Below are 23,853 nucleotides of genomic sequence, written 5' to 3'. Positions count from 1 at the left end.
TTTAATAAACAGAGGAGTAATCTAGTTATGATTGCTCCTCTTTTATATCCATTAATGTTCTTAAATCATCTTTGTTCACAATCAAATCTGCTAAAGTATATTGATTTAACACTTCAAAAAAGGCACGCATCGCATCTCCTACAACTGATCGTAATTTACAGGCAGGTGTAATCGCACATCGATTATTCTCCCCGTCAAAACATTCCACCAAATAGAAGTCATTTTCCATTAAACGAATGACTTCTCCAATATTTATCTCATCCGGATCTTTCATCAATAGAATGCCGCCATTTCGTCCCCGTGTTGTATTGATATATCCTTCCACACTTAGTTGGTGAACTACTTTGCGGATATGCTCGGTTGATATATAAAAAGTCTCCGATATTTCTTTTATGCTTACTTTTCTTTCACTCGTTCCTGTATAAATCAAAACTCGCAATGCAAAGTCTGTGTATTTTTTTAAACGCATGAAATACTCCCCTTCTCTACTCCATTTTACCCGAAAATAGTCAAAATCGCTATCTCGCCTTTTAACAGAATTGTCATATATTTAGCCAACAGGCTATTGAAAAACTTTCCAAACTTTTTATATAATTAAACATGTATTTTAAATGCATGTTTATAATTTATGTTTGATGAAAGATCGAATGAGTAAAACTAAGTCGAAAAATGGGCTTAAATTTAATTCACAAGGAGTGTTCGTGATGTCACAATCTACTCAAGCGCTTGAAGCGAAAACCATTGAAACAGTAAAAGCTACAGTTCCTGTACTAGCTGAACATGGAACTGCGATTACTTCGAGGTTTTATCAATTACTTTTTACCAACCATCCGGAATTGAAAAATATTTTTAACCAGACTAATCAACGAAAGGGGAAACAACCCCAAGCATTAGCAAACGCAGTATATGCTGCTGCAGCAAATATTGACCAATTAGAAAACATTTTGCCTGTTGTAAATCAAGTTGCACATAAACATCGGAGTTTGAACATTAAACCAGTGCATTATCCAATTGTTGGTGAAAATCTACTAAAGGCCATGAAGGATGTCTTGAAAGATGCAGCAACAGATGAAATTATTACAGCTTGGGCAAAAGCATATGATGTGATTGCCAATGCTTTTATTGAAGTCGAAAAAGAAATGTATGAAGAAACTGAACAGAAACCAGGGGGATGGATTGGGTATCGTGACTTTCGTGTCATTCAAAAAGTGAAGGAAAGTGATGTAATTACCTCTTTCTATTTGAAACCAGCTGATCATGGGCTTCTACCAGATTTTGAGGCTGGTCAATATATAACAGTAAAAGTCGATATACCATCGATTCCATACACTTGTCAGCGTCAATACAGTTTATCCTGCAGACCAAATAAAGAATTTTTCCGTATTAGTGTAAAAAGAGAAGATGGAATTGGAGATAGCCCTGACGGAGTAGTATCTACCTATCTTCATGAGTCCATTCACGAAGGAGACGTGATAGAACTTAGTGCACCTGCTGGGGATTTTGTACTTAATCAGGCGAAGAAGCCACTAGTATTAATCAGTGGTGGTGTTGGTCTAACACCGTTAACGAGTATGTTAGAAACAGTCGTAACACAACAGCCTAATCGTGAAGTTTATTATATTCATGCCGCACAACATGAAAGAGTGCATGGTTTAAAGGATACTGTGAAGCAAATTGCGGATCAGCATGACCATGTTCATACTTTTACTATTTATGAAAAACCTGAAGATGCTAATGCTTGTGATAAAACAGGTTTTATCGATTTAGCATGGTTACAATCTGTTTTGCCAACGAGTGAGGCATCTTTCTACTTCTGTGGTCCTGAGCCATTTATGAAGGCGATTTATAAGGCATTAAAGGATTGGCAGGTGGATGAAGAAGATATTCATTATGAATTCTTCGGCCCTAAAGGAGATTTAGAAGCATAGTTCATAAAGTAAGAGGCTGGGACAAAAGAGTAAATAGATAGGAAAAAGAACAATATTTTCTGAATACACAACTGCTTCGGCAAAATACTTCGCTTTCCGTGGGCACGGCCTCAGCTAACTGTGTGAAGAAGAACACTTCACACAGTGGATCTTCGACTCGGGCTGTTTCCACAGGAGTCTACGTATTTTGCCTACGCTTAGTTTAGATTGTTCGGATTTTCGTTCTACCTATTTAGTAATGTCCCGCTCTCTTTACTTTATTTATTGTTTACCTTTACCATTTCCGTATAAATCGACTCCAATTGCCGCTCCGTTTCTTCTATTATCTGCCACACCTTTTAATAATCCTCTATCATGATCAAGTAAAATACTTTGAACATTACCAATGCTTGTTGGAGAAGACCCGAATTGATGCCCCATAGAATTTAATTGATTGATAACCTCACTTCCGATACCATTTTCATAGCGATAGGAGTTCAGATTGTTCGTATAAATCCTAGGTTCTGCAACAGCATCTTCTGGTTCCATTCCATATTCAACCACATTAATAATCGTTTGCAAGACGGAAGTAATAATAGTAGGACCGCCAGGAGAACCAACCGTTAATACAGGTTGATCATCTTCAAATACGATCGTTGGTGTCATACTGCTCAACGGACGTTTATTAGGCTGTACCTCATTCGCACCACCTGGTACAGCATCAAAGTCGGTTAACTCATTGTTCAACATAATTCCATAGCCTGGCACCATAATTCCAGTACCAAATACTTGTTCAATCGTTGTAGTATATGAAACAACATTTCCATATTTGTCAGCCACAGTAAAATGTGTCGTTTCTCCATATTCTCTATCATCTGGCTGTTCTGTGATCTCATAATCAGGTGATGCATGCTCATATGACCATGGATCACCAGCTGTTGGAGTTTGATTAATAGATTCTAAATCAATTAGCGCCCTTCGTTCAGCAAGGTAATCGGGATGAAGAAGACCGTTAACGGGAATATCAACAAATTCCGGATCTCCAGCATATGCAGCACGGTCAGCATATGCCAAATGCATCGTTTCCGCTAATAAATGATATTTTTCCCAAGATCTTGATTCGTACTGGGATAAATCAAAATCATCTAGAATCCCCAACATTTGAAGAAGAAATACTCCACCAGAGCTTGGAGGTGGCATACTGGCAATGTCATATCCTTGAAATTCGCCCCATACCGGTTCATCTATCGTCAAATCATATTGTGCTAAATCATCAACGGTCATGGAACCACCAAATTCTTGGACGGTTGTAGTCAGAGCTTCTGCAATTTCACCTTTATAAAAAACATCCGTCCCCTTTGCGCGGATCAATTTAAATGTTTTTGCTAAATCTTCCTGAATAAGAATCTCACCTTCTTGCAGTGGTTCTCCATTTGGAAGAAATACTTCTTGAGCTGCCGTCCTTCGTATTTTACTTTCGTTGTTCGCAATAGATTGAGCAAGATAATCATCTACAGGAAAGCCATTCTTAGCAAGCTTAATTGCAGGTCCAATCAATTGTTGAAAAGGAAGAGTTCCCCACTTTTCATGAGCTGTTTCTAATCCTTTTAAAGTCCCTGGAACACCTACGGCTGTCCCTTGTGTGATTCGCTGACTAAAAGGAATAGGATTACCATTGTCATCTAAAAACATGTCTGGAGTTGCACCAGCCGGAGCACGTTCACGACTATTTACAATAGTTGTTTCATCCGTTTCACCATTGTAAACCATCATAAAACCGCCACCACCGATTCCAGACATCATAGGCTCCACGACGTTTAATGCAAACTGGATGGCAATGGCGGCATCCATTGCATTACCGCCCTTTTTCAGAACATCGGCACCTACCTGCGTTGCTATTCCATGAGATGTCGATACCATTCCTCCATTTGAGGTAGCAACTAAATCAAAGTTTTCATAATCCGTATCGTACTTTGCTGCCCATGCAGCGGTTGGAAGGGTTCCTGCTGTAACAATAAAAATTAAACACAAAAATGTGATTTGCTTGTACAACTTTTTCATACAATTTCTCCTCCCTAATATGGATAGTAGCAATACTTAGCTTAGGTAATCCCTCTTTCAGGAATTAATTGTTATAACAAATTCGCGCTTTCTTTCACCATTTCCTTCTAAAATACAAAAAACAGTTCTTTTGTCTTGTTTTTAAAACTGTCAAGTAAGTTTGTCCTAATTCTACTATTGGAAATCTATTAGTAAAAACATCATCTCGTTTAAGTGAAATGTCTCACCGTCCATCTCTAACACAAAAATAGGAAAAATCACCGGTTTTCCCATATTTAACTAATTTAATATAGATACAAAATGCGTATTAGTAATTTGCTTCCTGTTATCCATTCTATAGAGAGTGCAGGTCTACCGCTCCGACAGAATACTCTGCTCTAGCAACATTCGCTTTTGAAGTGTCTTCTAAGCCCACGGACTAAGCTTCAACTAACTTGTTAAGGAAACTCACTTGACCTAGTGAAGCTTCAGCTCTCGTGATCCCCACGAGTGTCTTCGTTCTGTCTCCATTATTTCCAACGTTTTATCCTTTTTATGTAGAAATATTAGGATCACTTCCCGTTTATTACTTCTTTAACTTTAACTAAAAAAAATCAGCAAAGTAGAGGCAAGACACGTATGCACTATAATGCACTTGCGATCTCTAGTAACGCTTTGTCATAGGCCTCGTCGGTGCAAGGGATAGGAAGGTTCATTCAGCAAAGAATTAATTTGGCTTCTATACATATATTTGTCTTTCATGAATCACACTAACGTTATGAATTTATTATATAACATGGAGCCTAAATTAAGATAATACAACAAATTCATAGAGGTTAAAAATTATGATTAAACGAAGAAGTAAAAACATATCACGTACAAACAAGCATATCTATCAGGAGAATATTTCATCAGCCTTTGATGAAGATTTATTAAAAGTATTAAATAATAATTTGGATTATATTCTAAAGACATTAGGTAACAGTTCGGACATTGTTACCCGTCACTTTCAACTCGGGAAAAGCAATCCTACTAAAGCCATTATTATTTACATGGATGGACTAGTTGATAAGGAAACTGTGCAACATTATCTTTTGGATCCACTAATAGATAATTTTAAACAATATGAAATAGATAAAAGCCTTTCTTTGTTACAATTTGTCCAACACTATTCAATTTCTGCTGCCGAATTAACGGAAATATATACTTTTAAAAAAATATTCGAACACTTATTAATAGGCGACACTATTTTATTGATAGATGGGGTGGCTCAAGGCTTTGCCATTGGTTCAAAAGGAGCAAGTGAACGCTCCGTAGAATCCCCGAAGACACAGGATTTAGTTCGAGGGCCTAGAGATGCCTTTACAGAATCGATCAATGTTAATACAGCTTTAATACGAAAAAGAATAAAAGATCCCAACCTTTGGCTAGAATCCTTTACTTACGGACGAAAAACACAAACAAAAGTAACCATTGCTTATCTACATGGCGTCGTAAACTCAGATATAGTCGATGAGGTTAAGTCAAGATTACAAAAAATTGATATTGACTCCATCTTAGAGAGTGGTTACATCGAAGAACTGATTCAAGATGAAACATACACACCTTTTCCAACAATAATAAATAGCGAAAGACCTGACTCGATAAGTGCGGGAATATTGGAGGGCCGGGTAGCTATTATAGTAGATGGCACACCTTTCGTCTTATTAGTTCCATCGCTTTTTCTGGACTTTTTTCAATCTAGTGAAGATTATTATCAAAGAAGTGATATTGCTAGCTTAACAAGGCTATTGCGATTTATTTCCTTTTTTCTAGCCCTACTAACTCCATCTATTTATATCGCATTAACAACATTTCATCAAGAAATGATACCTACAACCTTATTGATTAGCTTAGCTGCTCAAAGAGAGGGGATTCCTTTCCCAGCACTTATTGAAGCACTAATCATGGAGATTACGTTCGAGTTGCTAAGAGAGGCTGGTATTAGGTTGCCAAATCCTATTGGATCAGCCATTTCGATTGTTGGAGCACTAGTTTTAGGCCAGGCAGCAGTTGATGCTGGAATTGTTTCTGCAACGATGGTCATAGTTGTCTCTTTAACAGCAATTTCGAGCTTCATCTTCCCTAGTTACAATTTAGCAATTAGTGTTAGAATGCTACGATTTTTGTTCATGATTATTGCAGCTTCATTTGGTTTGTTCGGCATTTTTATTGGGTTGTTAATTTTGGTGTTACATCTGACGAGTCTACGGTCGTTTGGTATTCCTTACTTAACACCTTTTGCACCTTTTGCACCTGCCGATCAGAAAGATGCACTGATTCGCTTGCCAAGGTGGAGTTTACTTTCAAGACCACGACTGATTAATCAACAAAATATAACTCGAGAAAAAACGAAACAACCACAAACACCAAGGAATAAAAAAAATCACTAATTTTTTCGATTGAGGAAGGAACAGATATGAATTATTTAACAAAAATGTCGTCAATCTCTATCCTTCTCCTCCTGCTTACTGGATGTTGGAGTGCAAGGGAATTAACCGATATTACGATTGCAACAGCTATGGCGATCGATAAAGATAACGACAATTATAAAGTAACTATTCAAGTATTAAACCCAAGTGAAATTGCTGGAGACACGCGATCCGATCGAGCAACGATTTCCACCTACTCTGCAACGGGTACATCAATTTTTGAAGCATTAAGAAGAATAACCAAAACCTCACCTAGGAAAATTCATTTAAGTCACTTGCAATTAATTGTCTATGGCGAAGAATTAGCAAGAGAAGGGGTTGGTAAAACATTAGATTTTTTGGTGCGAGATCATGAATTACGTACAGATTTCGACATTGCTGTTGCTCAAGGTACAAGTGCGAAAACATTAGTTAGTATCTTAACACCTCTCGAACAGATTCCAGCCACCAAAATAGAATCAAGTATTCAATCCTCCGAGGATTTCTGGGCACCGACAAAAGAAGTTCAATTAAATGAATTTGTTGATATGATCTCATCGAAAGGAATGGAAGCTGTCTTAACAGGGATATATATGGAGGGTGACCCAGAAACAGGAATGAAAATGAAGAACACAGAATATTCCAATGCACCAGTAAAAGTTCACCTCAATAGCATGGGTGTGTTTCGAGGAGACAAGCTAATTGGATGGTTAAATGAAGATGAAAGTAAGGGATTTAATTATATTACTGACAATGTTACTAACACAGTAGGATGGGTGAATTGTGAAGATGGGGGTACCCTTTCAGCTGAAACTATCCAATCAATAACAGACTTACAAGGTTTATGGAAGAATGGACAACCAAGTGTAAAGATAGATGTCCAAGTGAAAGCAAATGTGGGGGACGTAGAGTGTAAAATAGATCTTTCTAACCCAAAAAACATAGAAAAAATAGAAAAAAAACTCGAACAAAAGACTAAAGACCTTATAGAACAAAGTATTAAGAAAGCAAAAGATTTTAATAGTGATATTTTCGGCTTTGGTCAAGCAATTAAACGTTCACACCCACATCAATGGAGAACAATTGAGGATGACTGGGGTTCACTCTTTTCAAACGTCTCTACCGAAGTAAATGCTGAAATAGAATTAAAGAGAGCTGGTATGATATCTAAACCAATTTATGACATAATCAATCGAAAAACAGAAAATGAGGAATAATCATGTTACAAGTAATTGTTTTTTTGTTAGTAAGTTTTCTCCTGGTTTATCTGGAAATGAGAAGACTACGTAAAGGAAAACAAACAAAAGATCTATTGTGTTTTATGATCGGGATGTCGGTTGCTATTGTATTAATATCCTTACACTTTTTAGATATCCAACTTCCATATATTTTAGATATGCTAAGAGTGACTACAAAACCATTGTCTAATTCTTTGCAGAAGTGGTTGGAAGGTTTTCTGCAACCATAAATTATTGGAGGGATTTTTATTATGATTGAAAAGTTAAATGGACAACAGTTTGGCATACTAGTTATTATGAACACACTAGGGGCATCGATTATTTATATCCCTAATGTTGCTGCAAGCTTTGGTAAAGAAAATGGGTGGATTACGATCATATTGGCCACCATTATAGGGTTAATTCTTATCACACTCTATAGCAAGCTAATTAAGCTTCAATATGATCAGGGTATTTTCCATACTTTTAATACTCTCTTTGGGAAGTGGGTTGGAACTGTTGTTACTATATTCCTTATTTTATTTCTTCTCATTAATTGTAGCGCTAATTTATGGGCCATAGGTGACTTTATTTCTTTACAAATATTAATGGGTACTCCATTTGAAGTTATCTTAATCGTTCTTATGGGTACTTCATTAATTGCCATTAAATATGGTATAGAGGTAATAGGTAGAACAGCAAGTATTTTCTTCCCTTTCACTATATTCTCTATTTTACTTTTAACAGTACTCGTTATAAAGGATGCTAGTATGAATAACATCCAGCCAATATTCCAAGTAAATAGACTAGGAACAATAGTTGGAACTATTCCGATAGTTGCTATTACATTTATGGAACTGTTTATTTTATTAGGTATAACACACACAATAAACAATAAAAAAAGCACAACAAAGAGCCTTTTTTATGGGGGAATCACTAGTGGTGTTCTGCTCTTAACTATTACATTTACTTGTATTACCGTGCTAGGTGTAGAATCAACGGCAAACTACATGTATCCCATCTATGCATTAGGACAGCGAATAAGTATTTTTGACTTTTTTGAACGTGTTGAAGTGATTGTAGCTTTTATCTGGTTTTTTACTATTTTTTTTAAAATATGTACATCTTTTTATGTGCTAGCATTGGGGATTAGCCACTTATTGAATATGAAAAATTATAATACATTATCCACCCCTCTTGCTTTATTTATTTTTCTATTTTCTATGCTGATAGTTCCCAATACTTTCGGTGCCTTTGATTTTATTTACGGACCCTACATTATTTATTGCGTACTACTAGGTGTCGTTTTACCTGTTGCCATGTTAATGGCACATTTTCTTAAAAATAATTTGTTAAAGACACCCTAAAAAGAGTATGTCATATTGTTTAAGTAATATTCTCGAAACAACAAGTGGAATGAGGAATAACAATAAAAGAATTTCAAACAAATAAACCACATGAAATCTATTTTAATAACTTGATTCCATGCGGTTTTATGTTTTATTAATAGAAGGCACTTGTGCTATCCAAACTTATTCCTCTAACGTAGAGGTGTCTCCTGTTGGTAAGCCTAGTTCCCAAGATTTTAATAGCCTACGCATAATTTTACCGCTTCGTGTCTTTGGAATACTATCTTTAATTTCAATTTCACGAGGGGCTGCATGGGCACTTAAGCCAGTTTTAACAAATTGACGAATATCTTCTAATAATTCATCTGAAGCCTCGTAACCTGGATTTAAAGTAATAAATGCTTTAATAATTTCCCCGCGTTCCGGATCTGGTTTACCAATAACACCTGCTTCTGCTACTGCTTTATGTTCAATCAATTTACTTTCCACCTCGAAAGGTCCTACACGCTCACCAGAGGTATTGATTACATCATCTAAACGACCTTGGAACCAAAAGTAGCCATCTTCATCCATATAGGCACTGTCTCCTGAAACATACCAATCCTTTATAAAGTAACTCTCATATTTGCCCGGATTCTTCCAGATAGCACGCATCATCGATGGCCAACCTTTTTTAATTGCTAAATTCCCCATTTGATTTGGCGGTAATTCATTACCTTCGTTATCTACTATGGCTGCTTCTACACCTGGAATTGGTCTCCCCATCGAACCTGGGCGAATTTCCATGCTTGGCAGATTGACAATTAACATCGCACCTGTTTCTGTCATCCACCACGTATCATGGATGCGTAAATCAAGTACACGCAGTGCCCAAGTAATAACCTCTGGATTTAGAGGCTCACCTACACTTAAAAGATGACGTAAACTAGATAAATCATGCTGCTTAACCTGCTCTTCACCAGCACTCACAAATTTACGTAAAGCAGTTGGTGCTGTATACCAAATCGTTACATTATGTTTATCTAACGTTTCATACCAGGATTCAGGGGAAAAACGTCCACCCCGAATTACATTGGTGACACCATTTAACCATGGTGCAAAGATCCCATAACTTGTACCTGTTACCCAGCCAGGATCAGCAGTACACCAATAAATATCATCCTCTTTAAAATCAATTACCCATTTACCTGTTGCGTAGTGTTGAATCATCGCATTATGCACATGATAAACACCTTTCGGCTTACCAGTTGAACCAGATGTATAATGAATAAGCATACCATCTTCTCGATCTACCCATTCTATATCCAATTCATCAGATGCCTCTGCCATTTCTTCCTCGAAATCAATATAATTATCACCTTTAACATTATCTGTACCGCCTACTAAAACAATTTGCTTTAAATCAGGTAACTCATTAACAGGCACACGGTTTAGAAGTTCAGGTGTTGTAATTAACATTGTCGCTTCACTATCTTCCAAACGGTCACGTACCGCTTGTTCCATAAATGCCTCAAATAATGGTCCGGCAATAGCACCTATTTTTAGAATCCCAAAAAAGTTTGCATAAAACTCTGGACTTCTTGGCATGAACAAGAAAACGCGGTCTCCTTTTTGAATTCCGTACTTTTTAAATATATTTGCTGTTTTATTACTTTGTTTGCTTAATTGTTCAAATGTTACACTTTCTTCACGGTCTGGTGCGGAATATAACAATGCCACTTGGTCTTTTTTGTTAGGATTTTCTGCATGGCGATCAATCGCCTCATATGCAGCATTCACCTTACCTGTTTTATACCAGCTAAAGTCTTTCTTAATTTCTTCCCAGTCGAAACTTTCTCTTAGTGCATCAAGATCTTCTACATTGTGCTTTCCTGATCTTGGCTGTACTTTTGTCATATCCATCCTATCACCTCTCTAAAAATTATGAACATTTTTCAACAATTGAAACCCCTTACAATATATTTTAACGGAAATTGGAAAGAAATCAAAGAGATTAATCCCATCTTTTACATTTCATTAATATTGCATATTTTTTGAATTGGGGTTCAAGCTATTCATTAAAGTGCGATTAATTCTGATAAGGAGTATCTTTATGCGTATTTTTTCAAGACAACAAAATAACAACTCTACTGTATCGGAGAAAAAAATTATCGGTTCTTTATCTAGTAATATTCGAGAAATGAAGCAACTATTCTCTTATGATATTAATAAGGATTTTTCTCTGAGAACATTAACAACTCGCTTTAATAAGAGAGAAGCATGTATCTTTTATTATGGCTCAATTGTTGATGGTGAAAGAATTAACCTACACATTATCAAACCGTTATTAGAGAACGAGGGAGATGAGGTAAGTAACATTGTCTCGATTGAAAATATTGAAAAGATTAAAGAGTATGAAAAAGTAGTACAAAATATAAATAGTGGAAAAGCAATTTTGTTCATTGACGGAGATACAGATGCTTATGCAATGGATGTTGCCAACTTTCAGCATAGGACAATTCCAACATCCGAAAATGAGAGTGTTGTTAAAGGGCCACAAGATGCCTTTACAGAATCGCTAGACAATAATATTTCACTTATTCGTAAACAAATACATAATAATCAGTTAATTAATGAAGGGGTTCAAATAGGTATCCGATCACATGATGAGGTTAATCTACTTTATTTAAAGGATCTAGTCAATCAGGAACTATTAGATAATATTAGAAAGCGTATTAAGGAATTAGAAGTAGATAACGTTCGTAATATTGAGCTATTAGAACAATATATAGAAGAACGTCCTTATTCCTTAATTCCTACCATTCTCTATTCAGAAAAACCTGATAAGGCAGCTTCCTATATTGAAGATGGTTATATTGTACTTTTAATGGAGAGTTCCTCTGCCTGTCTTATTGTTCCAGTAACTTTTTGGTCTTTTTTTCATTCCCCTGAAGATCGTTATTTACGCTTTTTCTATGGGAATTTCACTCGGACCATTCGGTTTATATGCCTTATATTATCTTTATTAGTTTCAGCAGCGTTTGTCGCAATTACTAATTATCATAGTGAAATGTTACCTCCTGATTTACTTTTAGCAATCACTGGTTCAAGAGAAAGGGTTCCTTTTCCATTGATAATGGAAATACTTTTGATGGAAATTGCCTTTGAATTAATCCGAGAGGCGGGGCTCAGAATTCCAAATCCTCTTGGTCCAACTATTGGGATTGTTGGTGCTTTAATATTAGGACAAGCAGCAGTTGAAGCTAATATAATTAGTCCTATCATTGTTATCATTGTTGCATTATCAGGACTTTCTTCCTTTGCATTAGCCGATTTAAGTATTAATTATATGGTTCGATTAATGCGATTCATTTTTATTATGTGTGCAGGCTTTTGGGGGATGCTTTCCCTGACTGCAGCGTTCTTTTTATTTTTTATGTATGCTGCATCAATAAAGTCCTTTGGGGTTCCATTCTTTTCTCCTTTATCACCACATTATATTTCAACGAAGGATACTGTTTTTCGTCAATTCATTAAAAAGGAGAAGTTCCGTCCAGGTTACATTCGGCCAAAAGACCTCCAAAAGAAAAGGTGATCAACATGCAGAGTCATGGTTTTTTACGGACAAAAGAAATTGCTTCGATTGTTCTCATATTCGTAGCCATCAAGTTTGCTGATTCTACGCCGACTTTATTATCACAAAAAGCCCAAAATGGATTCTGGATCATTCCGGCAATATCTTTTATCGTTATTTTCCCTAGCTTTCTTGTTATGTTGTATCTATTAAAAAAATATGAAGATAAGCATGTAGTACAGCTCTGTGAAGCTATTACTGGAAAGTGGTTAGGGAAATTGATTGGATTAGTTTTCTTTTTATTTGCTTTTTCTTCTATGGTGTTCGATGCCCGTAATTACATCGAACAAGTAAAAATGTTATATTTCCCAGAGTCTCCTACTGATTATATTTTTTTTATTTTTATTATCGTTGCTTTTTTCGGTGCAAAAAGGGGCTTTGAAGTTATTGGCTATACTTCTCGAATTGCACTTCCTGTTATCAAATTCTCAGCTTTATTAGTTATATTGCTCATATGGGAAGAAGTAGTAACTGAAAGAGTTTTTCCGGTTTTTGGTTCTGGCTTATCAATTATCGCGACAGAAGGAATTATAAAAGCATCAATCTTTGCCGAGCTTTTCTTTGTACTGATTGCCTATAAAGCCACGAAGGAAACAAAGATGTTTCGAAAAGGTGCTATTATTGCAAGTATCATAGCACTCGCAGAACTTTTGTTGTTCTATTTTATCTATATAACAGTGTTTGACTACAACTCGATTGAGAAAATTGCCTTTCCATTTCACGACATCATACAACGAATTGAATTTGGAGAGTTTTTTACCAATATCGAAACTATTTTTATGGTTTTTTGGTTGTTTGCTGCATATTTAAAATTTATTTACTTTCTTTATTTCTCGGCTTGGTTTTTTGGGGCAGTCTTTAATATCGATAATTTTGAACCTTTATTACTACCTCTCGCCTTTCTGGTCATACTAATCGGACTTTTACCGTATAATTCAGCGCAAACACAATTAGTTTACCACGAACAGCTTTATACGCTCATGTCACCCTTCTTTATTTTCCTTCCATTCTTACTTTGGTTTGTGGCATGGCTTAAAGGAGATTTACGAACATGAGATATCCTATTCTATTTGTTGTACTTAGTTTCTTATTTTTATTAGTTGGTTGTTATGATCGCATCGAATTAGAGAAACAATCTTATGTAGTCGTGATTGGAGTTGACAAAACAGATGAAAGAGGTGTTTATGAGTTCACCTATAAAATTTCAAATCCAGAAGTGGGTTCAGCTTCTGTACCAAATACTCCTGATGAACCTGCAGCAGAAATCGTCACGGTCCAAGGGTCCGATATTTTAAGTGCCACCTATACTGCTAATTCAATTGTATCCAAACGTATAACATTAGATCAAACCAAGGTTATAGTTACATCTGAAGAGCTAGCTCGCTCCGAAGATTTTATGCGGGTTATTCAGTCCACTTCTAGATCCCCACAAATTAGAGGAGATATACAACTGGTAGTAACAAAAGAAAAAGCAGTTGATTTTTTGAATAATAACGAGCCGTTAGTAGAAACAAGACCTCATAAATACTATCAATTTATGTTAACTCGTGCTATCGAGACAGGGATTATTCCTAAAGCAACTTTGCATCGCTTTTTTCAGATTACAGAGGGAGATGCTGACCTATTCTTGGGAATTTATGCGACAACTGAAATGGACAATAACGAACAACACAATGAAGGGATTGAGGACAAATATATAGCAGGTGAAATTCCGCAACAGGGAGGTAGCCCTACCCAATTTATGGGGTCTGCTGTTTTTAAAGAAGGGCAGATGATTGATACAATAGACGGAGAAGAAACTAGACTAGTACATATGCTGGACAAAACGTTAAGAATGGAGGAATACATCGCTACCATCCCTGATCCAATATTGCCTGAGTTTTTTGTGTCTTATGATTATTCCCAAAAGAAAGAACCTGTCATTAATATTGACTATTACCCTAACAAACCGACGGAAATAAATGTACATGTCAAGTTCCAAGCTGAAATTATTGCTGTTCCAAGTCTTATTCCCTATACTCAAAACCTAGAATACAGGAAAAAGTTAGAGGAGGAGATTGTCAAAAGGTTAGAGGATAAAACAGAAGCCTTTATCAAGAAGACACAGACAGAATATAAATCGGATCCCTTTTACTGGTCTTTATATATTCGAAAACATTTCAAAGATATTAAGGAATATGAGAAGGCAGACTGGCATAAGAATATTTACCCCAATGCCAAAATTAATGTGACTTATGAGCTCGATACCTTAGAGTTTGGAAAAATGATTGATGATTCAGATCTCAACGAGGTGAGAGATTAAGATGATATCCTATTTATTTTATGGGACATTAACTCTGTTTATTTCCTATCGAACGATCGTTCACAGTATTCAAACATACCAAGAAGGTAATAAGGTTGGTTCCATAGCAGTCGGCATCATGGTTCCAATCATAATTACCTTTGTTATACTCATACTCAAAGTGAAATAAGGATCTTATCAAAAGTTCTTAAATGAATATGTTAAAATACGTGGTAAAGCTACAGTAAAGAAATTAAATTCGCATTAACGAGAATGTTGTAAGGGATGGTATAAATGGTGGGCTGATTTACGTTGGCTTCCCAAGAAAGATTGTATGTGTAAAAGACGTGTAAATAATATCCATTTTATATCGAATTTTATCGGGCAACTAAAAAGTTAAAAATGCACAATCATTGATATATCAAACTTTGTTCAATCAAATAAAATAATCATCTTAAATAAAATATAACTTAATGGCGACCCCGAGAGGATTCGAACCTCCGACACCTTCTTTAGGAGAGAAGTGCTCTATCCTACTGAGCTACGGGGTCATGATAACAATACTTAATGAGATGATCAGGAGAGACACCACTTTATATCTTAATAAAACTTAAGATAAATGGCAAGGCTCTCCTTCTTCACTGTTTATTTTTCAAACACTTCTCTGAGTTCTTTTGACCTTTTAGTAGTCTGCTCTAAGCATGCAATGACTGCTTGTTGAAATTCATGTTGTGCCAATGTTTTAAGTCCAGCTTCTGTCGTACCACCAGGGCTTGTAATTTTCTCACGTAATGTTGCAGGTGAATCACTTGTTGTCGCTAACATCTCCGCAACACCTTTAATCGTTTGTGCTATTAAAGGCTTAGCTGTTTCTTTATGCAATCCTTGTTCCTCTACAAACTGCTCCATTGCTTCCACCATGTAATAGTAAAACGCCGGTGCACTTCCCGCTAAAGCCGTATAAGCATCCATTTGCTCTTCTTCTATTAATGTTGTCGTACCTATGGATGTCATCAGTTGCTTTATTAAACCGACAGTTGAAATAGTAGCATATCGTCCTGCAGTTATCGTTGTAGCAGATTGTCCAATCATTGCCGATGTATTAGGCATAACACGGACAACTGCATTACGGAGACCTATTAGTTGCTCCATATATCGAGTAGAGATACCAGCCAATAATGACACAACGATTTTACTTTCACTTAGATACTGTTTTATTTCGGTAATAGCAGGTTGAATATCTTTCGGTTTCATCGCCAAAATGATGATATCACTTTGGCTAACCACCTCTTTTTTCGATTGTGATGTTCGAATACTATATTTATTTTCTAATTCTGTTAAACGTTCTTTATTGGAATGATTAGTCGCAATGATTCGATCAGCAGGGACTATTTGTTTAGCAGTCATCCCAGCGATAATCGCCTCTGCCATAGAACCCGCACCTAAAAAAGCTATTCGTTTCTCCCGTAAATTCATTACAAGCCCTCCATCATATGTATATTTCTTCTCCTATTATAAATGATAACAAGAAGAGGGCAACAAGAAAAATAGTTTGTTGAACGGACATTTAGTGCGTTATTTGGTGAAATAACTACCCATTTTCAATGTTGGCGGACATTTAATCCTTTATTTGGCTACTTTCGGTGGAAATTAGCGCTATTTTCTATGAATAGCGGAATAGATGTCCGCGTAAATGCTAAAAAGCACATTTTTGTCACAAATAGCGGAACAAATGTCCGCGCACAAAAAAAATCGCTATCTCATGATAACGATTCTCGTACATATATAATCTCCAATTTTGTGTTCAAATAATGGCGGAGGAGGAGGGATTCGAACCCCCGCGGGCCGTGAAGCCCCTGGCGGTTTTCAAGACCGCTCCCTTCAGCCGGACTTGGGTACTCCTCCGTATTTGCTGACGACAAGTAATAATATAGCATACTCCCGAAATAGAGTCAATAGTTTTTTTCATCTATCTTATTTTTTTCGGATAGATGCTATCTCACCGATAAGTGTAGCTAATGATCAGTGGGAGTAAACCCTCCACTGATCATTAGCTCACTTTATTGAATCACTGTTTTCCCACCCATATATGGTACCAATACTTCTGGAACTTTTACAGTACCATCTTCTTGTTGGTAGTTTTCAATAATAGCAGAAACGGTACGACCTACTGCTAATCCAGAACCGTTTAACGTATGAACAAATTCCGGTTTTCCTTTCTCTTCGCGACGGAAACGGATACCAGCACGTCTTGCTTGAAAATCTTCAAAATTAGAACAAGAAGAAATTTCACGATACGTATCATTGCTTGGCATCCATACTTCAATATCGTATTTCTTTGCAGCCGTAAAACCTAGGTCAGCTGTGCACATACTCATTACACGATAAGGTAATTTTAACAGTTGAAGCACCTTTTCTGCATGCCCTGTTAATTCTTCTAATACTTGATAAGAATCCTCTGGTTTTACCAATTGCACCAATTCTACTTTATTAAATTGATGCTGACGAATTAAACCTCTAGTATCTCGCCCTGCTGAACCTGCCTCAGAACGGAAATTACTACTATAAGCAGTGAATTTTTTTGGTAGTTCCTCTGCTTTTAATATTTCTTCACGATGATAATTCGTTACAGGAACCTCAGCAGTAGGAATTAAGAAATAATCCCAACCATCTACTTTAAAAGCATCTTCTTCAAATTTAGGTAATTGACCCGTGCCAGTCATGCTTGCGCGATTTACCATATGTGGTGGTAATATTTCTTGGTAGCCATGCTCATCTGCGTGTAAATCCATCATAAAGTTGATGAGTGCACGTTCTAAGCGAGCACCTAATCCTTTATAAAAGACAAAACGGCTTCCTGTCACTTTTGCAGCTCTTTCGAAGTCTAATATGTCTAATTCTGTTGCTAGATCCCAATGTGGTTTTTCTTCAAAATCAAAGCTTGGTACTTCTCCCCATTTACGTACTTCTACATTGTCATCTTCTGTCTCTCCAATAGGAGTAGACTCATGTGGAATATTTGGAATAGATAACATCAATAATTCCAGTTCTTCTTCTACTTGTCGAAGTTCTTGATCAATAGTTTTGATTCGATCGCCTACTTCACGCATTTCAGTAATCATGTCATCTGCATTTTTCTTTTCTTTTTTCAATAAAGAGATTTGTTTAGATACTTCATTTCGCTTCGCTTTCAATTGTTCTGTTTCAGCGATAAGATCTCTTCTTTTCTCATCAAGATCCCCAAAGCGATCCAAATCGGTTAAATCTTCCCCTCTGTGGGCTAATTTCTCTTTCACTTCAGCAAAATTTTTACGCAACATTTTCATGTCTAACATAACGATTACCTCCTATTTTTTCATTTACATACTCTGTATTTTGATAGGTACTTCCATACGTCCAAGCTGTAACATATAAAAAACTCCCGCCCCTGACTGTTAGTAGGGACGAGAGTTTTACCCGCGATACCACCCTGATTGGAGAATAGACTTCTCCCGGCTTCTTTCATCATAACGGCTTATCGCCGGGTACATGTACTATGATTTCCACGCACCACTCCAGGATGGATTCGCTTATCTTTTATACCGGTTTGCACCAACCACCGGCTCTCTTATATAAAACAATAAGCTACTAATTCCTGTCATTGCTTTTTTATATCAGTTTTTCCATTAAACTATATTTGTTATTATATTATTTTTCCACCATTTTGACAAAGTATTCTGTTAAGCGATGATCATCTGTTAATTCTGGATGAAAAGCACTGCAGAGATAATGACCTTGTTGTGCTGCAACAATTTTATCCTGATAAGTAGCTAATACGTCTACTTCAGGTCCAACCTCCATGATGTATGGAGCGCGGATAAAGACTGCTTCAAATTGATCTGCAACACCTTTTATATCTATTTCAGCTTCGAACGATTCACGCTGTCTGCCAAAAGCATTGCGTTCAACCTTCATATCCATTAATGATAAATGTGCATGATCTTGTCCAACAATATCATTTGCTAACAAGATAAGACCTGCACAAGTACCAAAAATCGGCTTTCCTTGTTTACCAAAGTCAACTAATGCCTCAAAAAAGTCATATTTATCGATGAGTCGACGCATCGTTGTACTCTCGCCACCAGGTATGATTAGTCCATCTATATCAGTTAATTGTTCTTTATACTTAATAATGATCCCTTTAGCTCCAGCTGCTTCAACGGAACGAATATGTTCACGAATCGCACCTTGTAAGCCTAAAACTCCGATTTTTACCATTACTTTTTACTCCTCACTACTTACCAACCACGATCTTGCATACGCTCTTCAGGAGCAATTGTACTAATTTCTAAACCTTTCATCGCTGTACCAATGCCTTTGGATACTTTTGCAATTAAGTCGTAGTCTTCATAATGTGTTGTTGCTTCTACAATCGCTCTTGCAAAATTAGCAGGATTATCTGATTTAAAGATGCCTGAACCAACAAATACTCCATCTGCACCTAGTTGCATCATTAGTGCTGCATCTGCTGGAGTTGCTACACCACCCGCAGCAAAGTTTACAACAGGTAAACGACCATTTTCTTTAATCTCAAGAAGTACTTCGTATGGAGCACCTAATTCTTTAGCATATGTCATGATTTCATCTTCATTCATATTAACTAGCTTACGAACTTGTGCATTTACTTCACGAATGTGACGAACTGCTTCGACAATGTTGCCTGTACCAGGTTCACCTTTTGTACGTAACATGGACGTACCTTCACCGATACGACGAGCTGCTTCACCTAAGTTACGACAACCACATACAAATGGTACAGTGTAATCTCTTTTATTTAAGTGATACACTTCATCTGCTGGTGTTAATACTTCACTCTCGTCGATATAATCTACACCCATTGCTTCCAGTACACGAGCTTCTACAATATGACCGATACGGGCTTTTGCCATAACCGGAATAGAAACAGCATTCATCACTTCTTCTACAATCGTAGGATCTGCCATACGAGCTACTCCACCTGCTGCACGAATATCAGATGGTACTCGTTCTAATGCCATAACTGCTACAGCTCCAGCTTCTTCAGCGATTTTTGCTTGTTCTGCATTGACAACGTCCATAATAACGCCGCCTTTTTGCATTTCTGCCATACCTCTTTTAACTCTATCTGTACCTACTTTAGACATTCTTATGTTCCTCCTAAAATTATGAACTATAAAACGATCTATTTCATCCTCTTACATTATATAACAAAAAATACACAAATGCCAACTGCTGTCATCGGAATTAAATTAACTGAATAAACCTTTAAAGAAATCTACCACTGTTGTAAAAACATTTGCAAAGAAGTCTCCAATCGCACCTAGTGCTAGCATAAACCAATTCTGTTTTTCAACTGCATCAGTCGTAACTAGATCTACACGTTGATCCGCTGTATCTCCACCAATATAACCGTAATCTATATCACCATTATACTGAAGAACGGCTTCTCCTATTTTTTCTCCCTCTTCAAGTGGAGCTTTTAATGCGCCGTCGTCTGTTAATTTATCTTCATCAAGTTCATATCGTACATCATATAATTCTTCTTCACCTGTCTTGATCATCGTTTCAAAAGCTGCTGCTGTTTCAATACTTACTTCTTTTTCTTTCCCTTTTGAAACAGGAATATTAGACTCTCCTTCTAATTGAAAACCAGTTGGAAATAGTTCTGCTGTTTCAAATTGGGAGAAGCCATATTCCATTAATTTTTTGGTTTCAACAAAACGTTCACCTTCACTACTCGTTTTCATCACTACTGTAATAATGCGACGATCTCCTTGTTGGGCTGTACCTGTAAAACAATGTCCTGCAGCATCTGTATGACCTGTTTTCAAACCGTCTACACCTTCATATGAATATTGAGAAAAGTTATCATTATTCCAGTCAGGCAACATCCAATTCCAATTTTCTAACACTCTGTCATCTAATTCAGTTGTCGTCTTACTGGAATATTCCAAAGCCTCAGGATAATCATTAATGAGATGATAGGCAAGCAATGCTGAAGAACGTGCTGATAACAGGTTATCTTCATTTGATTCAGTTCCCTCTGGATGGTAATCACCTAAATCAGAATTCGATAAACCGGTAGAATTAACAAATTTATATTCTGGTAAGCCCATTTCTTCTGCCTTTTCATTCATCATTTTTACGAATTCGCCTTCTGAACCAGCTATTAACTCTGATAGTGCAACCGTTGTACCATTATCAGAGTAAATGGCCATTGCTTCATATAATTCACGGACTGTATAGTCTTTATCCTGAACTAAACCAATCCCCGAAAAATTATTACCAGGAGATGCTAACCAATAAGCGTAATCACTAATTTGAGTAGTTGTATCCCAGCTGATTTGACCTTCATTAATGGCTTCTAGCACCAAATATTCCGTCATCATTTTTGTCATACTAGCTGGAGGTAATTTTAAATCAGATTGTTTCTCATATAAAACTTTCCCTGTGTTAGCATCGACGATGATAGCAGATTCTGCATTAATTTCTATATTCTCTGCGGCTTGTACTTGTAAACTATTCATAGAAAATGTAGTGATCATTAATAATGCAACCACTACCAAAATACTTATCTTTTTCATTACATCTTTCACTTTTCCTACCTCCGACTATTTTTTTGCACGAAACAATTTTATCACAACTACTTCAAATAGAAAATAACGCTTTATGACTATCATTAAGAAAAGCGCAAAGCGCCCGCTTAGAAACGTAGCGACTTCAGAATGAACTAAGTTAAAGGAATCATGTTGAGTTTATGAACCGGCAAGCCTTCTTTATCGTAGAACGATTCGTGAAGTCACCTAGTTTCTGGGCGCTTGCGTAGACAGACCCCCAATTTTATACTTTCTTTCCTCGTCAGATAAAGAAAACTTGGGTAACCCCAAGTTTTCCTCCATCCTTATTACTATATGTTGAATTATGATAAGGAATAGTTTGGCGATTCTTTCGTAATTTGAACATCGTGTGGGTGACTTTCACGTAATCCTGCCCCTGTCATACGAATAAATTTTGCATCATTTCGTAACGCTTCAATATCAGCAGATCCACAGTAACCCATACCAGATCTGAGACCACCAATCAATTGATGAACCGTATCGGCTAAAGGTCCTTTATAGGCTACACGACCTTCAATGCCTTCTGGAACCAATTTCTTAGCATCTTGTGAGTCTTGGAAATATCGATCATTAGAACCAGATTTCATGGATGTTACAGATCCCATACCACGATATACTTTATATCTTCTACCTTGGAAAATTTCCGTTTCACCAGGGCTTTCTGATACTCCTGCAAACAAGCTTCCTAACATAACAGCATGCGCACCAGCTGCGATTGCCTTGGCGATATCACCAGAGTACTTAATCCCCCCATCAGCAATAACAGGAATATTATACTTTTGTGCTTCCGTTGCACAATCATTGACTGCTGTTATTTGAGGGACACCGACACCTGCTACCACTCTAGTTGTACAGATAGAACCGGGGCCAATACCTACTTTGATAATATTTGCTCCTGCTTCGATAAGTGCTCTTGTTGCTTCAGGCGTTGCGACATTACCAGCAATAATATCAATATCAGGGTATTTAGTTCGAACACGTTTAACTTGTTCAATAACACCTTGTGAATGACCATGTGCTGTATCAATTACTAGTACATCTACACCAGCTTCTACTAGTTTATCAATACGCGTCATCGAATCTGCTGTTACACCAACAGCAGCACCAGCTAATAAGCGTCCTTGCTTGTCCTTAGCAGAATGAGGAAACTCAATTACTTTTTCAATATCTTTGATGGTAATAAGTCCTTTTAACACATTATCATTATCAACTAGTGGCAATTTTTCTATTTTATGTTCTTGCAAGATTTTACTTGCCTCTTCTAAAGTTGTACCAACTGGTGCTGTTACTAAGTTTTCACTTGTCATCACATCAGCAATTTTAATCGAATAGTCTTCAATAAAGCGTAAGTCACGATTGGTTAAAATCCCTACTAATTTTTGCTCTTCCTTATTATTTACAATAGGCACACCGGAAATACGGAATTTACCCATAAGATGTTCTGCATCAAAAACTTGATGATCAGGTAATAGGAAGAATGGATTCGAAATAACACCACTTTCAGAGCGTTTCACACGGTCTACTTGTTCTGCCTGTTCTTCAATCGACATATTTTTATGAATAATACCGATTCCACCTTGTCTAGCGATCGCAATAGCCATCTTCGCTTCTGTTACAGTATCCATTCCCGCACTTAAAAATGGAATATTAAGCGTAATATTTTCTGATAGCTTTGTCTTAACTGATACATCTCTAGGTAGTACATTTGATTCCGCTGGTAATAATAACACATCGTCGAACGTTAAACCTTCTTTACTAAATTTATCTGTTCTCATCGGTGAACCTCCTTAAATTTTTTGGTTATATTGTGAAATAATGGATGGGAAATGAAGCTCTCTATTACTAGAGTTTCATCTATTTTTTGAGGGTTATATCCTTAACTATTGTTAATTACAATACGATATGTTTTAGGGTTTTTCAACCTTTTTTTTTCGTTATTCCACCCGCTTAAAATGGCGATATGATCAAATCAATAATGTAAGAGGTTACAATATGTAAATTTTTTTTACATTATTAATAGAAATAATACTATAGATACAAACCGCGAACTAATAAAAATTGTCTTGACTTAGCTTCCTTCCATTCTGACTAAAGATGAGTGCTCACATACGCTCCGGCAGAATACTGCGCTTTCCGTGGGCTCGGCTTCAGCTAACTTGGTGAAGAAAGGCACTTCACCAAGTGGATCTTCAGCTCTCGCTGTCCCACAGGAGTCTCCGTATTCTGCCTCCGCTACATTTAGTGTTCTGAATTAGGAAGTGGAAAGAATTTTTGAGAATATATACGCTTGCTTCCCTCTCTTTTTTCCAGAACACTATTCGAAGCTGCGGAAAAATGCGACACTCCTGGGGGAACAGCGCG

The 23,853-nt window shown here is 36.8% G+C and carries 17 protein-coding genes, 2 tRNA genes and 1 other annotated feature; of the genes, 8 read left to right on the top strand and 11 right to left on the bottom strand.

Annotated elements, in window-relative coordinates; translation table 11 throughout:
- Positions 1-25: 25 nt before the first annotated feature.
- Positions 26-469, bottom strand: a complete 444-nt coding sequence (locus D569_RS0118290; RefSeq protein WP_018933883.1) for an RrF2 family transcriptional regulator — start codon at positions 467-469, stop codon at positions 26-28.
- 235 nt (positions 470-704) lie between these two features.
- Between D569_RS0118290 and hmpA the strand changes: the two genes are divergently transcribed.
- Positions 705-1,928: an NO-inducible flavohemoprotein gene (hmpA, locus tag D569_RS0118285; RefSeq protein WP_018933882.1), complete on the top strand. Its 1,224-nt coding sequence runs from the start codon at positions 705-707 to the stop codon at positions 1,926-1,928.
- A gap of 261 nt (positions 1,929-2,189) precedes the next feature.
- Here the strand turns inward: hmpA and ggt are convergent, their stop codons facing one another.
- A complete protein-coding gene (ggt, locus tag D569_RS0118280) occupies positions 2,190-3,968 on the bottom strand; it encodes a gamma-glutamyltransferase (protein WP_018933881.1) in 1,779 nt (592 codons plus the stop codon).
- Between the two features lie 824 nt (positions 3,969-4,792).
- Here ggt and D569_RS0118275 point away from each other — a divergent pair.
- Genes D569_RS0118275 through D569_RS0118260 form a run of 4 tightly spaced genes read left to right on the top strand, consistent with a single transcriptional unit; the run spans position 4,793 to position 8,981 of the window.
- Entirely contained in the window at positions 4,793-6,379 is a 1,587-nt protein-coding gene (locus D569_RS0118275; protein ID WP_018933880.1) for a spore germination protein, read from the top strand.
- 26 nt (positions 6,380-6,405) lie between these two features.
- Complete coding sequence (locus tag D569_RS0118270; RefSeq protein ID WP_018933879.1) at positions 6,406-7,614, top strand: Ger(x)C family spore germination protein; 1,209 nt, start codon at positions 6,406-6,408, stop codon at positions 7,612-7,614.
- 2 nt (positions 7,615-7,616) lie between these two features.
- Positions 7,617-7,865 (top strand): hypothetical protein, encoded by a 249-nt coding sequence (locus D569_RS0118265; protein ID WP_018933878.1) that lies wholly within the window; start codon positions 7,617-7,619, stop codon positions 7,863-7,865.
- A gap of 21 nt (positions 7,866-7,886) precedes the next feature.
- On the top strand, positions 7,887-8,981 hold the full coding sequence (locus D569_RS0118260) for a GerAB/ArcD/ProY family transporter (RefSeq protein WP_018933877.1): 1,095 nt from the start codon (positions 7,887-7,889) through the stop codon (positions 8,979-8,981).
- Positions 8,982-9,146: 165 nt separating this feature from the next.
- Here D569_RS0118260 and acsA read toward each other — a convergent pair whose 3' ends face one another.
- Positions 9,147-10,865: an acetate--CoA ligase gene (gene acsA, locus D569_RS0118255; RefSeq protein WP_018933876.1), complete on the bottom strand. Its 1,719-nt coding sequence runs from the start codon at positions 10,863-10,865 to the stop codon at positions 9,147-9,149.
- A 190-nt stretch (positions 10,866-11,055) separates the two neighbouring features.
- Between acsA and D569_RS0118250 the strand changes: the two genes are divergently transcribed.
- Genes D569_RS0118250 through D569_RS0118240 form a run of 3 tightly spaced genes read left to right on the top strand, consistent with a single transcriptional unit; the run spans position 11,056 to position 14,878 of the window.
- Positions 11,056-12,537: a spore germination protein gene (locus tag D569_RS0118250; protein WP_018933875.1), complete on the top strand. Its 1,482-nt coding sequence runs from the start codon at positions 11,056-11,058 to the stop codon at positions 12,535-12,537.
- A 5-nt stretch (positions 12,538-12,542) separates the two neighbouring features.
- The gene (locus D569_RS0118245) at positions 12,543-13,631 is read left to right on the top strand and encodes a GerAB/ArcD/ProY family transporter (protein WP_018933874.1); all 1,089 of its coding nucleotides are present in this window, start codon (positions 12,543-12,545) and stop codon (positions 13,629-13,631) included.
- The gene (locus D569_RS0118240; RefSeq protein WP_018933873.1) at positions 13,628-14,878 is read left to right on the top strand and encodes a Ger(x)C family spore germination protein; all 1,251 of its coding nucleotides are present in this window, start codon (positions 13,628-13,630) and stop codon (positions 14,876-14,878) included. The genes D569_RS0118245 and D569_RS0118240 overlap by 4 nt, the downstream gene beginning before the upstream one ends.
- Before the next feature lie 453 nt (positions 14,879-15,331).
- Here the strand turns inward: D569_RS0118240 and D569_RS0118230 are convergent.
- From D569_RS0118230 to guaB, 8 genes are all read right to left on the bottom strand, one after another.
- A tRNA-Arg gene (locus D569_RS0118230) sits at positions 15,332-15,408 on the bottom strand.
- Between the two features lie 94 nt (positions 15,409-15,502).
- Complete coding sequence (gene proC, locus D569_RS0118225) at positions 15,503-16,333, bottom strand: pyrroline-5-carboxylate reductase (protein WP_018933871.1); 831 nt, start codon at positions 16,331-16,333, stop codon at positions 15,503-15,505.
- A gap of 336 nt (positions 16,334-16,669) precedes the next feature.
- Positions 16,670-16,762: transfer RNA gene (locus tag D569_RS0118220), tRNA-Ser, on the bottom strand.
- 155 nt (positions 16,763-16,917) lie between these two features.
- A complete protein-coding gene (gene serS, locus D569_RS0118215; RefSeq protein WP_018933870.1) occupies positions 16,918-18,192 on the bottom strand; it encodes a serine--tRNA ligase in 1,275 nt (424 codons plus the stop codon).
- 101 nt (positions 18,193-18,293) lie between these two features.
- Positions 18,294-18,507 (bottom strand) — a binding site (T-box leader).
- Between the two features lie 37 nt (positions 18,508-18,544).
- The gene (gene pdxT, locus D569_RS0118210) at positions 18,545-19,114 is read right to left on the bottom strand and encodes a pyridoxal 5'-phosphate synthase glutaminase subunit PdxT (protein WP_018933869.1); all 570 of its coding nucleotides are present in this window, start codon (positions 19,112-19,114) and stop codon (positions 18,545-18,547) included.
- A 20-nt stretch (positions 19,115-19,134) separates the two neighbouring features.
- Entirely contained in the window at positions 19,135-20,019 is an 885-nt protein-coding gene (gene pdxS, locus D569_RS0118205; RefSeq protein ID WP_018933868.1) for a pyridoxal 5'-phosphate synthase lyase subunit PdxS, read from the bottom strand.
- Between the two features lie 105 nt (positions 20,020-20,124).
- Positions 20,125-21,471 (bottom strand): D-alanyl-D-alanine carboxypeptidase family protein, encoded by a 1,347-nt coding sequence (locus tag D569_RS0118200; protein ID WP_018933867.1) that lies wholly within the window; start codon positions 21,469-21,471, stop codon positions 20,125-20,127.
- A gap of 323 nt (positions 21,472-21,794) precedes the next feature.
- Entirely contained in the window at positions 21,795-23,267 is a 1,473-nt protein-coding gene (gene guaB, locus D569_RS0118195; protein WP_018933866.1) for an IMP dehydrogenase, read from the bottom strand.
- Positions 23,268-23,853 lie beyond the last annotated feature (586 nt).

The organism is Gracilibacillus lacisalsi DSM 19029, from assembly GCF_000377765.1.
Taxonomy (GTDB): Bacteria; Bacillota; Bacilli; order Bacillales; family Amphibacillaceae; genus Gracilibacillus; species Gracilibacillus lacisalsi.
Note: the sequence above shows the minus strand (reverse complement) of the source record. Positions and strands in the feature narration are given on the sequence as shown.